We start from the raw sequence: 14,003 nt of genomic DNA, 5'->3' as shown, positions 1-14,003 counted from the left end.
GGGAATCTGGACAAAGTGGTGGAAGCCCAGCGGGGAAGGCTGCCGGTTAGACTTTCGGACTCGCACGGTCAAGGAGGAAGCGCCTGTGGCGATGCAGCAGCGAGCGGTCCTGACTCGTGGCCGCGTGCTGCTCGCCGCCGCGGAGGTGTTCGCCCGGACCGGCTTCCTGGGCGCCAGCATGAACGACATCGTGGAGGCTGCCGGCGTCACCAAGGGCGCGGTGTACTTCCATTTCGCCAGCAAGGAAGCGCTCGCGGTGGCGATCGTCGAGGAGCAGTTCGCCCAGTGGCCGGCGGTGGTGGCGGCGATCATCGAGCATTCGCCGGACGCTCTCACCGGGGTGGTGGCGCTGACCTACGAGGTGGGCAGCCGGTTCCGTGACGACGTGCTCACCACCGCCGGCATCCGGCTGTCCTTCGAGCGGGAGCTGGTGCACGCGGCCATGCCAACCCCGTTCGTCGGCTGGATCGGCATCCTGCAGGAGCTGTTCGGACGGGCCCGCCGAGAAGGCCAGCTGCGGCCCGGGCTGCAACCCGGGCCGATCGCCCGGTCGCTGGTCGGCAGCTTCTTCGGCATCCAGCACGTCTCGGAGATCCTGACCGACCGGACCGACCTGGAGGCCCGGCTGGACGAGTTCTGGAAGATCTTCCTGGTCGGGATCGCCTCCGAGCCGGACTGGGCGGCCACCCAGCGCGCGGTGCGCCGGGTTCGGGCCGCGGTGCGCAAGTCGCCGCCCGAGCCCGATCTCGACCGGTCCCGCCAGGACTGAACCCGCCAGGACTGAACCCGCCAAGACTGAACTCGCCAGGACTGAGTCAGGGCGGCGCCGGTCCTACCCGCACGTAGCCGAACGCGGTGCGCTGGCCGGCCTGCAGCACGGCGAACTCGGTGGTCTGGGCCGACACCGGCAGCAGCAGGATGTCGGTGTCGACGCCGAGCTCGGTGAAGGTAGGGCAGTCCAGCGCGCAGCTGACCAGCCGGGCGCGGTCGCCCCGGTGCTCGAAGACCGCCTGCCAGGCGGCGTCCATCAGCAGCATGCCGGGTGCGTGGTCGAGTGCGTGGTCGAAGTACACCGGGTGCTCCAGCGGCACCACCAGCCGCCGGCGCGGGCCCGGGCCGGGCTCGGCGGCCAGCAGCACGTCCGGGGCATCCCGGATGGTCGAGGCCACCCGCGGCGGGATGGTGCTGCTCCACCGCAACTGGTCCCAGTCCAGCCGGTGGCCGGTGCGGGCCCGCAACGCGGCGTAGCTGCCCGCCGAGATCCACCGGATGGTCCCGTACCCGGTGGCGAACTGCAGGTCGTCGGCGGCGAAGGTCAGCTCCAGCGTCATGCCGCGCAGCCGGCCGGACCGGACGATCAGGTCCCGGCAGTCGACCGTGATGGCCAGGTTGGTCGAGTGCAGCAGTCCCCGCGGCTCGGTGCGCGGGTCGAGGGTGAAGCTGACGTCGCGCATCAGCGACTGCTGGTCGGGGCCGACGCCGAATGCCAGGTGCGAGACGGCCAGGCCGCTCTGCCGGATGGATTCCAGGAACAGCATCGGATCGTGCCGGCCGGTGGCGTCGGGCCGGTACACCCGGTGCGACCTCGACCACTGGGCCGCGACCAGGAAGCTGGTCTCGCCGGTCCGGAGCAGGTCGGTGAGCAGCACCTCGGCGATCGCGTCGCGGTGCACCAGCCCGCGGTCGATGGTGCGGTCCCAGTGCAGGGGGCGGCCCGCCGGTGCTGCCGGATCGGACGTAGACAACAGACCCTCCCCCCGCAGCAGTGCCTGAAATGGCAGGGACCGTATCCGCCTGCACGCTGTCTACGTAAGACTTTACCTTTACTAAACATCATGCTGTAACGCCTCGCGGCAGGGTGCGCCTGATCCGCCTTAGCCTGTTCCAACAGGGCAAACGCCGGTACGGCCGGCTACCGGCTGCCGGTACCGGCAGGTACGTTTCGAGCAGTCATGCGGCGCGGAACCGGCCGCCGGGGCAGCGAGGGAGGGTGCGGATGGCCGTCAGCCTGAAGGACGTGGCCCGGCTGGCTGGCGTGTCGATCAAGACGGTGTCCAACGTGGTGAACAACTCCCCGGCGGTCAGCGCGGCCACCGCGGCCCGGGTGCGCGCCGCGCTGGAGGCCCTGGACTACCGGCCGAACATCTCCGCCCGCGGGCTGCGCACCGGCCGCACCGACCTGATCGCGCTGGCCATCCCGGCGCTGGACGAGCCGTACTTCGCCGAGCTGAGCGGGCTGATCGTCGAGGCGGCCGCCCGGCAGGGCTGGACGGTGCTGATCGAGCAGACCGGCGGCGACCGCGGCCTGGAACGGCAGGCCGCAGCCGGTTCCCGGTTCCACCGCATCGACGGCTGCATCGCCTGCCCGCTGGCGCTGACCGGCGCCGACGTCGTGGAGCTGGCCGGCCAGCGGCCGCTGGTGCTGCTGGGCGAGCGGTTTCCCCGGCCCGCCGCCGACCACGTCGCTGTAGACAGTGTGCAGGCAGCGCGGGAGGTCACCCGGCACCTGATCGAGCTGGGCCGGCGGCGGATCGCCTTCATCGGCGAGCAGCCGGCCACCCGGATCGGCGGGGTGCGGTTGGCCGGCTACCGGTCGGCGCTGGTCGAGGCCGGCCACCGGCTCGACGAGGACCTGATCCTGCCGACCGGCCCGTTCCGGCGGACCGAGGGGGCGGCGGCGATGACCCGGCTGCTCGCCGGCCGGCAGCTGCCGGATGCGGTGGTGTGTGCCAGCGACCTGCTCGCGGTCGGCGCCCTGCGCACCCTGCTGTCGGCCGGGGTGCGGGTGCCCGAGGAGGTGGCGGTGACCGGCTTCGACGACATCGAGGAGGCCCGCTACTGCACCCCGAGCCTGACCACCGTCGCGCCGGACAAGGCCGGCATTGCCGAGACGGCAGTGGAACTGCTGTGCCGGCGGTTGCGGGAACGCTCGGCCGGCCCACCGGTGGACGTGGTCGCCGGGCACCGCCTGCAGGTGCGCGAGTCGACCGCCGGCGCCGCCGTCACCAGTGGCCCACCCCGGTGACGCGCAGCACCAGCTCACCGGCCTCGTCGCTGGCGGCGAGGTCGACCTCGGCGTCGATTCCCCAGGCGTGCTCGGCGTTCTCGTCGTGCAGCACCTGCCGCACCAGCCAGCGGCCCGGCTCCACGGTGACCCGGAACAGCTCCGGGCTGTGGGCGTCCGGGCCGGTGCCGATCTCGTCGTACTCGTCGAAATAAGCGCTCAGCGCGTCCTGCCAGGCCGCGGCGTCCCAGCCCGCCTCGGCGTCCAGCTCGCCCAGCTCGGCGTAGCGCCGCCGGGCGGCCAGCTCCACCCGGCGGAACAGCGCGTTGCGGACCAGCACCGTGAAGGCCCGGGACTGGGTGGTCAGCGGCCGGGCCGTCCCACCGGCCGGCGCCGGCTGCTGCTCGGGCCCGGGCGAGGTCAGCTGCTCCCACTCGTCGAGCAGGCTGGAGTCCACCTGGCGCACCAGCTCGCCGAGCCAGGCGGTCAGGTCCTCCACTCCCTCGGTGCGGGCGGCCTGCGGAACCCCGGCCCGCAGCGCCCGGTAGGCGTCGCTGAGGTAGCGCAGCAGCAGGCCCTCCGAGCGGGTCAGCCCGTAGTAGGAGACGTACTCGGAAAAGCTCATCGCGCGCTCCCACAGGTCGCGCACGACCGATTTGGGACGCAGCTCGTGGTCGGCCAGCCACGGATGGCCGGTGCGGTAGGTGCGGTAGGCCGCCTCCAGCAGCTCGGCCAGCGGTTGCGGGTAGCTGACCTCCTCCAGCAGGGCCAGCCGTTCCTCGTACTCCACCCCCTCGGCCTTGAGCTGGGCGACCACCTCGCCGCGCGCCTTGGACTGCTGGGCATACAACACTTGGCGCGGGTCCTCCAGGGTCGCCTCGATCACCGACAGCACGTCGAGGGCGAAGGTGTCCGAGGCCGGGTCGAGCAGCTCGATGGCGGCCAGCGCGAACGTCGACAGCGGGTGGTTGAGCGCGAAGTTCGGCGGCAGGTCGACGGTGAGCCGCACCCGCCGGCCGGTGGAGTCCGGCTCGTCGAGCCGCTGGATCACCCCGGCGGCCAGCAACGCCCGGTAGGCCTGGATGGCGGCCCGGACGTGCCGGCGCTGCGCCGGGCGGGGCTCGTGGTTGTCGGTCAGCAGCGAGCGCATCGCGGCGAAGGCGTCCCCCGGCCGGGCGATGACGTTGAGCAGCATCGAGTGGCTGACTGCGAAGTGCGAGCCCAGCGGCTCCGGTTCGGCGGCCAGCAGCCGGTCATGGGTGGCCTTGGACCAGGAGACGAAGCCCTCCGGCGGCTTCTTGCGCTGCACCCGGCGGCGCTTCTTCTCGTCGTCGCCGGCCCTGGCCAGCAGCCGGACGTTCTCCACCTCGTGCTCGGGTGCCTGCACCACCACGGTTCCGGCGGTGTCGTAGCCGGCCCGGCCGGCCCGGCCGGCGATCTGGTGGAACTCGCGGGCCTGCAGTTGCCGGCTGCGCCGCCCGTCGTACTTGCTCAGCGAGCTGAGCACCACCGTCCGGATCGGCACGTTGATGCCGACCCCCAGGGTGTCGGTGCCGCAGATGACCTTGAGCAGCCCGGCCTGGGCCAGCTGCTCGACCAGCCGCCGGTACCGGGGCAGCATCCCGGCGTGGTGCACCCCGATGCCGTGCCGGACCAGCCGGGACAGCGTCTTGCCGAAGCCGGAGCGGAACCGGAAGTCGCCGATCGCCGCAGCGATCAGGTCCTTCTCGGCCCGGCTGCAGACGTTGATGCTGGTCAGCGCCTGGGCTTGTTCCAGGGCGGCGGCCTGGGTGAAGTGCACGACGTAGACCGGGAACTGGCCGGTGCTCAGCAGCTCGGCGACGGTCTCGTGCAGCGGGGTGGTGGCGTAGTAGTGGAACAGCGGAACCGGGCGCTCGGCCGAGGCCACCTCGGCGGTCGGCCGCCCGGTGCGGCGGGTCAGGTCGTCGCGGAAGAAGCCGACCGGGCCGAGGGTGGCCGACATCAGCAGGAACTGGGCGCGGGGGAGCTCCAGCAGCGGCACCTGCCAGGCCCAGCCGCGGTCGGCGTCGCCGTAGTAGTGGAACTCGTCCATCACCACCAGGCCGATGTCGGCGTCGCTGCCGGCCCGCAACGCCAGGTTGGCCAGCACCTCGGCGGTGCAGCAGATGATCTCCGCCTCGCCGTTGACGCTGGCGTCGCCGGTCATCATGCCCACCCGGGCGGAGCCGAAGACCTCGCACAGCCCGAAGAACTTCTCGCTCACCAGCGCCTTGATCGGCGCGGTGTAGAAGCAGCGCCGCCGGGCCTGCTGGCCGGTGGCCGGCCCGGACGGGGGCGAGAGCAGGGTGGCGAAGATCGCGCCGGTCGCGACCAGGGACTTGCCCGACCCGGTGGGCGTGGACAGGATCACGTTCGAGCCGGACAGCAGCTCGATCAGCGCCTCGGACTGGGCGGGATACAGCTCCAGGCCCAGGCCCGCCGCCCAGCCGCTGAACGCGTCGTAGATCGAGTCCGGGTCCGCGCCGGCGAGCGTGCCGGCATCCAGCAGTTCGCCCAGCGACTGCCCGGTCACGGCGAGGTCAGCAGCCGGGTCTCCAGCGGTTGCTCGACTACCTTCCCGTCCGCGGACCGGGTGACGGAGTAGGCCAGCTTCCCGTCCTGCTCGGACACCGCCTCGACGAAGCGCTCGCCCCGGTACAGCACGCCGGTGCCGTCCTCGGTGGCGTAGCCGTCGGCCAGCGTGCCGTCGCCGATCAGGGACTGGAAGACCGGCCGGCGCCCCGGCTCGCTGTCGTAGTGCACGCCGTTGGAGAACGGCACCAGGCCCAGGCCGTCGGTGACCGGGCGAAGTTGCGGCCCGTAGGAGTCGGTGGTGCCGCCGGTGTGCCAGCAGATGGAACCGGCCGACACCCCGGTCAGCACCACCCCGGCCTGCCAGGCCTCGCGCATCACCTCGCCGATCCCGTGCAGCCGCCAGAGCGCCAGCAGGCCGGCCACGCTGCCGCCGAGCACCCAGATCACGTCCTGGCCCAGCAGCAGCTCGCGCGGGTCGGCGACGTTGGGCATCGGGATCAGCGCCAGGTGGCTCGGGGCGAAGCCGCGCTGCAGGGCGGCGTCGTAGAAGTTCCTGATCTGCTCGGAGCTGTCGCCCATCGCGGTGGCCAGGAAGCACACCCGCGGGGCCCGGCCGGAGACGCCGGCGAGCTCCACGGCGTAGTCGGTGAGCGGGCTGAACTCCCAGCGGGTCCGTCGGGCGGGCGCCATGCCGCCCGAGGTGGCCAGAATGGTCGGTTCGGCTGCCGTCATACCGGCAAATCTATCGACCTGCCGAATCCGGGTCTTCCGGCAGCAAGCCGCAGCCCTCCGGCGGGACCCGCCGACACCCGGTGCGGCCGGGTGGTTAGACACAGCTTGAGAGGCTCGCCGCTGCAGCCGCGCGGCATCATGGCAGCCATGGACGTCCTGAGCAGCCGGCTGCTGCTGCGCCCGCGCGACCTGGCGGCCAGCCAGCGCTTCTACCGCGAGATCCTCGGCCTGGCGGTGTACCGGGAGTTCGCCGGCGGCGAGGTGTACTTCCTGGGCAACGGGCTGCTCGAGGTGTCCGGCCGGTCGGCGGACGGGCCGGCGACCGGCCTGGAGCTGTGGTTGCAGGTGCGCGACGTCGGCGCCGAGCACACCCGGCTGGCCGCGCTCGGGGTGCCGGTGCTGCGAGCGCCGCAGACCGAGCCGTGGGGGCTGGTCGAGATGTGGATCGCCGACCCGGACGGCATCCGGATCGTGCTGGTGCAGGTGCCGCGCGAGCACCCGCTGCGCAGCGACCCGCGCTGAACCGGCCTGCAGGGCCGGCCCGGACGGGACAGGGCTGGCCGCCCGCCAGCCCTTCAGCGGCCGGCCGCGGCCGCGCCGATGGCGCGCATCCGGGCCGCCGCCAGCGTCACCACCATCCGGCTGGCCGGTGACAGGGTGGCGCCCTGCCGGAACACCACCGCGAACTCGTCGTAGATCCGCGGCCGCAGCGACGCCCACCGCAGGACGGGGGAGAGCCGGTCGCCCAGCCCGTGCAGCAGCCCGCGGGCGGTGACCGTGTCGGCCAGGCCCAGCGCCGCCACCTCCAGGGCGGTCTCGATGTCCTCCACCTCGATCCGGGGCCGCAGCGTCCCGCCGACCGACTGGACCGCCCGGGCGATCTGGCGCCGGGTGGAGTCCTCGTTGCCCCAGCTGGCCTCCGACAGCACCAGTGGCGCGGCGGCGAGCTCGGTGGCGGTGACCGGCTTGCGCACCCGCTGCGGGTCGGCGCTGACGTAGACCACCTCGTCGCGCATCAGCGGCTGCACCTGCAGGCCCTCGTCGGCAATCGGCAGCGCGATCACCGCCGCCTCCAGCCGGCCGTGCCGCAGGTCGGTCAGCACCTCGGTGGAGTGCTGGCCGATCAGCTCCAGCCGGACCCGCGGGTGCTCGCGCAGCACGTCGGCCACCAGCGCGCTGCCCAGGTACACCCGGGCGGTGCCGAACACCCCGAACCGGATGGTGCCCTCCAGCACGTCGCGCACCGAGGCGACCGCCTGGCCGGCCTCGGCGACCGCGGTCAGCGCGCGCTCGGCGTGCGGGCGCAGCGCGCGGGCGGCCTCGGTCGGCACCAGGCCGCGGCCGACGCGGTCGAACAGCGGCGCGTCGAGGCCCTGCTCCAGCAGCCGGACCTGCTCGGAGATCGAGGGCTGCGCCAGGCCCAGCTCGGCGGCCGCGGCGGTGAACGAGCCGTGCTCGAAGGTGGCCAGGAAGCAACGCAGCTGGTGCAGCGAAATCAAAGGATTTCCCTTCGACAGGTGAAGGAAACCAAGGCTACCTCGATCTATGGCGCTGCCCGTACGTTGAGCCGGTGACCCAGACCACCCTGGAACTGCCCCGCCCGGCGGCCGGCGCATCCGCTGCCCGGTCGGGTGCGGTGCTGGGCATGGGGCTGTGCATGCTGTCGGCGACCGCCTTCGGGCTGGCCGCGCTGTTCGCCAAGGAGTGCTTCGCCGCCGGCTTCAGCGTCAGCGCGATGCTGGCCGGCCGGTTCGGGCTCGCGGCGCTGGTGTTCTGGGTGATCGTGGCGATCCGCCGCCCGGCGCTGCCCGGACCCCGGGTGTTGCTGACCTGCCTTGCCCTCGGCGGGCTCGGCTACGCCGTCCAGGCCGCCTGCTACTTCAGTGCGCTCACCCGCATCGACGCCTCGCTGACCGCCCAGATCCTCTACGTCTACCCCGCCGTCGTGCTGGTGCTCGGGGTGGCGTTGCGCCGCGAGCGGGCCAGCCGGCGCAAGCTGGCCGCCCTCGGCTGCTCGGTGTCGGGCCTGGCGCTGCTGCTCGGCTCGGCCGGTTCGCACGGCCCGGTGGCGCCGGCCGGGGTGTTGCTGGCGTTCTGCTCGGCGGTGACCTACGCGCTCTACATCCTGGTGGCCAACGACCTGCCCGCCGACATCGACGTCTACCTGCTCTCGGCGCTGGTGTGCAGCAGTGCGGCGGTCAGCGTGACCCTGTTCGGGGCGGGCAGCGGCTCGCTGCGGGTGCCGGCCGCCCCGTCCGGCTGGCTCTGGCTGCTGCCGCTGGCGCTGGTGTCCAGCGTGGTCTCGATCGGCTGCTTCCTGGCCGGCCTGCGGCTGGTCGGCCCCTCCACGGCGGCGATCCTGTCCTGCCTGGAGCCGCTGGTCACCGCGGCCTCGGCCATCGTGGTGTTCGGCGAGCGGCTGACCGCCTGGCAGGCGGTCGGGGCGGCGGTGGTGCTGGCGGCGGTGGTGCTGCTGCGTCCGGCACGGGTGCGCCGACCCGAGGTGGTGGCGCCGGCCGAGTTAGCCTGACGGCCATGATCGACGGCCGGCTGTGGTGGCGCTCGGTTCGCCACCGGGCCGGCCAGTCGGTGTTGCTCGCCGTCCTGTCCACCATTGCCATCGCGGCGTGCGCCGCCGGGCCGATGTACCAGCGGGCGGTGGAGCAGGCGGCGATCCGGTCCCAGCTGAGCTCCACCGGAACCGCCGAGCGGGGCCTGACGATCACCGCGTCCTCGCCCGGCGAGGTGCGCTCGTACCTGCCCACCGGCCGGCAGCTCGCGCTGTTCGCCACCCCGGTGACCGGCTTCGAGACCGATGTCTCGGTCCGGGCGCCACGGTCGGCCTTCGACGCGGTGGCGGCCGGCCGGGACGACCTCTGCCGGCAGCTGCGGATCGTGGCCGGACGCTGCCCCGCCGCCGGGCTGGAGGTGCTGGTCAGCTCCGCCAGCGCCCGGGCGCTGCGGGTGGGCCTGGGCGACCGGCTGGAGGTGACCGGCCGGGGCGGCTCGGCGGCCTACGAGATCGGCGCGGTCCGGGTGGTGGGCCTCTACCAGCCCTTCGACGCCGGCACCGACTACTGGTTCGACCGGGCCTACGCCAGCCAGGCCGGCGTGCTGCACGAGCCGCAGGGCGACCTGCCGGACCTGCAGCATTCCGACGCCCTGCTGCTCTCGCCGGCCGGCATCGCCGCGTTCGAGGCGGCCCGCCGCTCGGCGACCGCCGGTAGCAGCACGCCGTTCCGGTACTTCGCCGACCTGCCGGTGCCGGCCGGCCGGATCACCATCGACGGCAGCCGGCAGCTGCTGCAGGCGGTGCAGGCCATCCAGGCCCGGATCGATGCCGCGCATCCGGCCGGCGACCCGAACCGGGGCAGCGTCCGCTCGGCGCTGGTCCCGTTACTGCAGCAAGCCGACGCCGGACGGCGGCAGAGCCGGGTGATCATTCCGACGCTGGCGGTCCAGCTGGCGCTGGTGGTGCTGGTGGTGCTCGGCCTGGTGGTGGCGGTCGGCCTCGACCAGCGCCGCACGGAGCTTGCCCTGGCCCGGCTGCGCGGCCAGCGCAAGGGTGCCGCGGCCGGCCTGTACTCCGGTGAGGTCGCCCTGCTGGTCGCCGGCACGCTGGTCCCCGGCCTGCTGCTGGCCTGGCTCGGCTGCCTGCTGCTGTGCCGGTGGTGGCTGCCGGCCGGCGTGGCACCGGAGTGGCGCTGGCCGGTGCTGCTGGCCGGCCTCGCGGTCGCCGGAGTGGAGCTGGCACTGGCCGCGCTGCTGGCCCGCCGGACCGCGGCCCAGCCGATTGGGCAGCTGCTGCGCACGGTCGGCCCGCGGACCGGCCGGGGCGCCGGAACGGCCGAGATCGCGCTGGCGGTGGCGGCCGGCGCCGGGGTTGCGGTGGCGTTGACCGGGGACCGCACCAGCGCGCCCGCGCTGGTCACCCCCAGCCTGATCGCCGTCCTCACCGGCCTGCTGCTGAGCCGGCTGGCGGTGCGGGCCGCCCGCTGGGCCGGGCACCGGACGCTCTGGCGGGGCCGGCTGGCGACCGCGCTGGCCGGCCTGCAGGCAGCCCGCCGGCCGGGCTTCCGCCGGGTGCTCACCCTGGTCTGCGTGGCGGTGGCGCTGCTGGTCTCCAGCGTCGACCAGGAGCAGGTGGCGGCGGCCAATCGGGCCGCCCGGGCCCAGGGCGAGACGGGTGCTGCGGTGGTGCTGGACGTCGCCGCCCCGACGGCGGCCACGCTCCGGTCGGTGGTGGCCTCGGCCGACCCGGGCGGCGACTACGCGATGGCGGTGATCGTCCAGCGTCCGGACGGCGGCGCCAGCCCGGTGCTGGCGGTCGACCACCGGCAGCTGAACCGGATCGCCGACTGGGGCTTCGACCGCGACGTCCCGCCGCAGCCGCTGCTGGACCGGCTGGTGCCGGCCGACCCGCCCGCCCCGATCGTGCTGACCGGCCGGACGGTGCGGCTGCGGCTGGGCAGTGTCCGGATCGTCAGCGACGACCCGACCTCGCCCGACCGGCCGCAACCGGTGTCGCTGCGGCTGCGGGTGCGCCGTCCGGACGGCTCGTTGACCAGCGTGCTGCTGCCGATGCCGGCCGGTGGCTCTGGTGGCAGCCCGAGCGCCCGGCTGGCCGGCTGCGAGCGGGGCTGCACGCTGAGCCGGATCGAGCTGGTGCGGACCGTCGGCGACTTCCTGGCGGTCAGGACCGCGATCCAGCTGCGCGGCCTGGAGGTCAACCCGGACGCCGACCCGGCCGGCTGGCAGCCGGTGTCGCTGGGCCGGCCGCAGGACTGGCGCAACGCCGAGGCGGAGGCGGCCGCGACCGGCGCCGCGGCCACCGTCTCGTTCAGCGCCGCGCCGACCGGCGGCCTGCTGCTGCAGGCGGTCAGCCACGGGTCGGACGCCACCCTGCAACACCTGGACGTCCCGGTGAACCTGCCGTGCCTGCTGGCCGGCCCCGGCGCCGCACCGGACCGGACCAACGGGACCGCCGAGGCCACCGTCGCCACGCACGGCATCGACGGCGAGTCGGCCGGCTGCCAGCCGGTCGGGACGCTGCCCTTCCTGCCCCGACTCGGCACCGGTGCGCTGCTGGTGGACCTGGACCTGGCGATCGCGGCCAGCGAGTCGGTGCTCACCAACAGCACCGGCAGCGTCTGGCTGGCCTCGGCGGACCCGGCCCGGGAACGGCGGCTGACCCAGCTGCTGGCCGAGGCCGGCATCCCGGTCACCGGCCGGTCGACGGCGGCCGACCGGCAGGCGGGCTACGACCAGGCGCCGCCGGCCTGGGCGTTGCGGGCGGCGCTGGCGGCCGGGGTGGTCGCCGTCCTGCTGGCAGCGCTGGTGATCGGGATCGTGGCCGCCACCTCGCGCCGGGTGCGCAGCTATGACCTGGCGGCGTTGCGGTTGCTCGGGCTGCCGCTGGCCCCGTTGCGCCGGGCGGTGCTGGCCGAGCAGCTGCTCGCGGTGCTGGCCGGGCTGCTCGCCGGTGCGGTGGTGGGGGTTGCCGGGGCCCGGCTGGCGCTGCCGGCGATCGCGCTGTTCGTCAGCCCGGCGGCGGTGCCGCTGCCCAGTTACCGCACCGCGTGGCCGGCCGTCCTGCTGGCGGTCGCCGGCGCAGCGGTGCTGCTGTGCTGCGCGGCGGCGCTAGCCGCGGCCGTGATGCTGCGCGCCGTCTCGCCCGCGGTGCTGCGGGAGGGCCAGTGACGAGCCTGGTGTCCGGCCGGAGCGGTGGCCTGTCGGTGTCGGCGCACGGCCTGGTGCACATCTACCGGCTGGAGGGCAACGACGTGGTGGCGCTGACCAGCGTCGACCTGGAGGTGCCGGCCGGTCAGCTGGTCGGCCTGCTCGGGCCGTCCGGGTCGGGCAAGTCGACGCTGATCACCCTGCTGGCCGGGGTGCAGCGGCCCAGCGCCGGACGGTTGCGGGTGGGCGAGCACGACCTGAGCCTGCTGGCCGACGCCGACCTCGACCGGTTGCGGGCGATCGAGATCGGGGCGGTGCTGCAGTCGGCGGTGCGCAATCTGCTCAGCTACGCCTCCCCGGAGCAGAACGTGGCGTTCGCGCAGAAGGCGGCCCGCCGGCTGGGGGCGCGCGAGCTGCCCCGGCCGCGGGAGGTGCTGGACCTGCTGTCGCTGGCCGACTGCGCCGAGCGCCGGCTGGTCGAGCTCACCCCCGGCCAGCTGCAGCGGCTGGCGGTGGCGGTCGGCATGGCGACGCTGCCCGGCCTGCTGCTGGCCGACGAGCCGACCAGCCAGCTCGACCACCGTTACCGCGACGAGGTGCTGGCCGCGATCGGCTCGGTCAACCGGTCGGTCGGCACCACGGTGATCACGGTGACCCACGACCCGGAGGTGGCCGCCCGGATGCCCCGCACCATCACCATCCGGGACGGCCGGATCGGGGCCGAGGGGCACGGCGGCGAGGACTTCGCGGTGCTCGGCCGGGACGGCTCGCTGCAGCTGCCGCCCGACATCCGGGAGCGGATCGCGCCCGGCACCCTGCTGCGGGTCCAGCTCAATCCGGACGGCACGGTGCTGCTGGACCCGCGCGGCCGGCAGGTCGAGCCGTGAGCGCCGCGGTTTCCGGTGACCTGCGGGCCGACGGGATCGAGGTGCGCTACGGCCCGGTGCTGGCCGTCCGGCCGGTCGACCTGGTGCTGGGTCCGGGGCAGCTGATCGCCGTCACCGGCCCGTCCGGCGCCGGCAAGTCCTCGCTGCTGGCCGCCCTCGCCGGCCTGGTCGTGCCGGCGGCTGGCACGCTCAGCGTGGCCGGCCGGCCGATCGCCGGACGCGACGAGGCGGTGGCGAGCGGGATCGCCCTGATACCGCAGGGAAACGCCCTGCTCCGGGTGCTCACCGCGCTGGAGAACGTGGCCGTGCCGCTGGTGGCGGCCCGGCTTCCGGACGCCCGGCAGCGGGCCGAGGCGGCGCTGGCGGCGGTGGGCCTGGACGAGGCGGGCGGACAGTTGCTGGAGGAGCTGTCCGGCGGCCAGCAGCAGCGGGTGGCGGTCGCCCGAGGGCTCGCCGAGCGGGCCTGCTACCTGCTGGCCGATGAGCCGACCAGCGAGCTGGACGCCGCCAACCGGGGCCGGGTGATGGCCCTGCTGCGGGCCGAGGCCGACCGCGGCGCAGGGGTGCTGGTGGCCACCCACGACCCGGACGCCGCTGCGCTGTGCGACGCCGAGCTGCGGTTGGACGAGGGTGCAGCCAGCTGGGCCGGTAGAGCTGGGCCGGAAAAGACAGCAGAATCCGAGTAATTTCTCCCGCCCGGCTCACCTCGACCACGCTCCGGCGGTGCCAGACTTGTCCGGTGGGCGAGAAGCGCAACGTGCTGGGCACCGAGCTGGAGGAGTGCGGCACCGATCCGGTGACCGGCTTCTACCGGGACGGCTGCTGCACCTCGGGCCCGGCCGACACCGGCAGCCACACCGTCTGCGTGGTGCTGACCTCGGAGTTCCTGCAGCACCAGCGCCAGCTGGGCAACAACCTGATGACGCCCCGTCCGGAGTACGACTTTCCCGGGCTGGGTCCGGGGGACCGCTGGTGCGTGGTGGCGATGCGCTGGTTGCAGTCCTACCGGGCCGGGGTGGCCGCGCCGGTGGTGCTGGCCGCGACCAACGAGCTGGCGCTGGAGATCATCCCGCTGGAGATGCTGCGCGAGCACGCCATCGACGTGCCGGCCGACCCGCGTTCGCTGACCGAGTCCGGCTGACGGG

General features: G+C 74.2%; 12 protein-coding genes. 8 read left to right on the top strand and 4 right to left on the bottom strand.

Translation table 11 applies throughout. From position 1 onward, the window contains the following. The first annotated feature begins 91 nt into the window (after window positions 1-91). A complete protein-coding gene (locus VLJ82_RS21190; RefSeq protein ID WP_408665363.1) occupies window positions 92-769 on the top strand; it encodes a ScbR family autoregulator-binding transcription factor in 678 nt (225 codons plus the stop codon). A gap of 46 nt (window positions 770-815) precedes the next feature. Here VLJ82_RS21190 and VLJ82_RS21185 read toward each other — a convergent pair whose 3' ends face one another. Further along, window positions 816-1,745, bottom strand: coding sequence for a ScbA/BarX family gamma-butyrolactone biosynthesis protein (locus VLJ82_RS21185; RefSeq protein ID WP_408665354.1), 930 nt, complete (start codon window positions 1,743-1,745; stop codon window positions 816-818). Window positions 1,746-1,996: 251 nt separating this feature from the next. On the opposite strand from VLJ82_RS21185, the gene VLJ82_RS21180 reads away from it, so the two are divergent. Then, window positions 1,997-3,025, top strand: a complete 1,029-nt coding sequence (locus VLJ82_RS21180) for a LacI family DNA-binding transcriptional regulator (protein ID WP_408665353.1) — start codon at window positions 1,997-1,999, stop codon at window positions 3,023-3,025. On the opposite strand, the gene VLJ82_RS21175 is transcribed toward VLJ82_RS21180, so the two are convergent. Together VLJ82_RS21175 and VLJ82_RS21170 are read right to left on the bottom strand one after the other, a co-directional pair. Continuing rightward, on the bottom strand, window positions 3,003-5,558 hold the full coding sequence (locus VLJ82_RS21175; protein ID WP_408665352.1) for a DEAD/DEAH box helicase: 2,556 nt from the start codon (window positions 5,556-5,558) through the stop codon (window positions 3,003-3,005). The two genes, VLJ82_RS21180 and VLJ82_RS21175, sit on opposite strands and share 23 nt — an antisense overlap. Further along, entirely contained in the window at window positions 5,555-6,292 is a 738-nt protein-coding gene (locus VLJ82_RS21170; protein WP_408665351.1) for a Type 1 glutamine amidotransferase-like domain-containing protein, read from the bottom strand. The genes VLJ82_RS21175 and VLJ82_RS21170 overlap by 4 nt, the downstream gene beginning before the upstream one ends. Before the next feature lie 147 nt (window positions 6,293-6,439). On the opposite strand from VLJ82_RS21170, the gene VLJ82_RS21165 reads away from it, so the two are divergent. Beyond that, window positions 6,440-6,814 (top strand): VOC family protein, encoded by a 375-nt coding sequence (locus VLJ82_RS21165; RefSeq protein ID WP_408665350.1) that lies wholly within the window; start codon window positions 6,440-6,442, stop codon window positions 6,812-6,814. Between the two features lie 53 nt (window positions 6,815-6,867). Here VLJ82_RS21165 and VLJ82_RS21160 read toward each other — a convergent pair whose 3' ends face one another. After that, on the bottom strand, window positions 6,868-7,791 hold the full coding sequence (locus VLJ82_RS21160; protein ID WP_408665349.1) for a LysR family transcriptional regulator: 924 nt from the start codon (window positions 7,789-7,791) through the stop codon (window positions 6,868-6,870). Window positions 7,792-7,862: 71 nt separating this feature from the next. Between VLJ82_RS21160 and VLJ82_RS21155 the strand changes: the two genes are divergently transcribed. Genes VLJ82_RS21155 through VLJ82_RS21135 form a run of 5 tightly spaced genes read left to right on the top strand, consistent with a single transcriptional unit; the run spans window position 7,863 to window position 13,999 of the window. Beyond that, complete coding sequence (locus tag VLJ82_RS21155) at window positions 7,863-8,822, top strand: DMT family transporter (protein WP_408665348.1); 960 nt, start codon at window positions 7,863-7,865, stop codon at window positions 8,820-8,822. 5 nt (window positions 8,823-8,827) lie between these two features. After that, window positions 8,828-11,992 (top strand): FtsX-like permease family protein, encoded by a 3,165-nt coding sequence (locus VLJ82_RS21150; protein ID WP_408665347.1) that lies wholly within the window; start codon window positions 8,828-8,830, stop codon window positions 11,990-11,992. Then, window positions 11,989-12,858 (top strand): ABC transporter ATP-binding protein, encoded by an 870-nt coding sequence (locus VLJ82_RS21145; protein ID WP_408665346.1) that lies wholly within the window; start codon window positions 11,989-11,991, stop codon window positions 12,856-12,858. The genes VLJ82_RS21150 and VLJ82_RS21145 overlap by 4 nt, the downstream gene beginning before the upstream one ends. Next, window positions 12,855-13,544 carry an ABC transporter ATP-binding protein gene (locus tag VLJ82_RS21140; protein ID WP_408665345.1) on the top strand — a complete coding sequence of 230 codons (690 nt, stop codon included), beginning with the start codon at window positions 12,855-12,857 and terminating at the stop codon, window positions 13,542-13,544. Before VLJ82_RS21145 ends, VLJ82_RS21140 begins: the two co-directional genes overlap by 4 nt. A 53-nt stretch (window positions 13,545-13,597) precedes the next feature. Beyond that, window positions 13,598-13,999, top strand: coding sequence for a DUF2237 family protein (locus VLJ82_RS21135; protein WP_408665344.1), 402 nt, complete (start codon window positions 13,598-13,600; stop codon window positions 13,997-13,999). The last annotated feature ends 4 nt before the right edge of the window (window positions 14,000-14,003 follow it).

This window comes from Jatrophihabitans sp. (genome assembly GCF_035474675.1).
In the GTDB taxonomy this organism is placed as follows: domain Bacteria; phylum Actinomycetota; class Actinomycetes; order Mycobacteriales; family Jatrophihabitantaceae; genus Jatrophihabitans_A.
The sequence above is the reverse complement of the archived record's forward strand: the minus strand, read 5'-3'. Positions and strand labels throughout refer to the sequence as shown.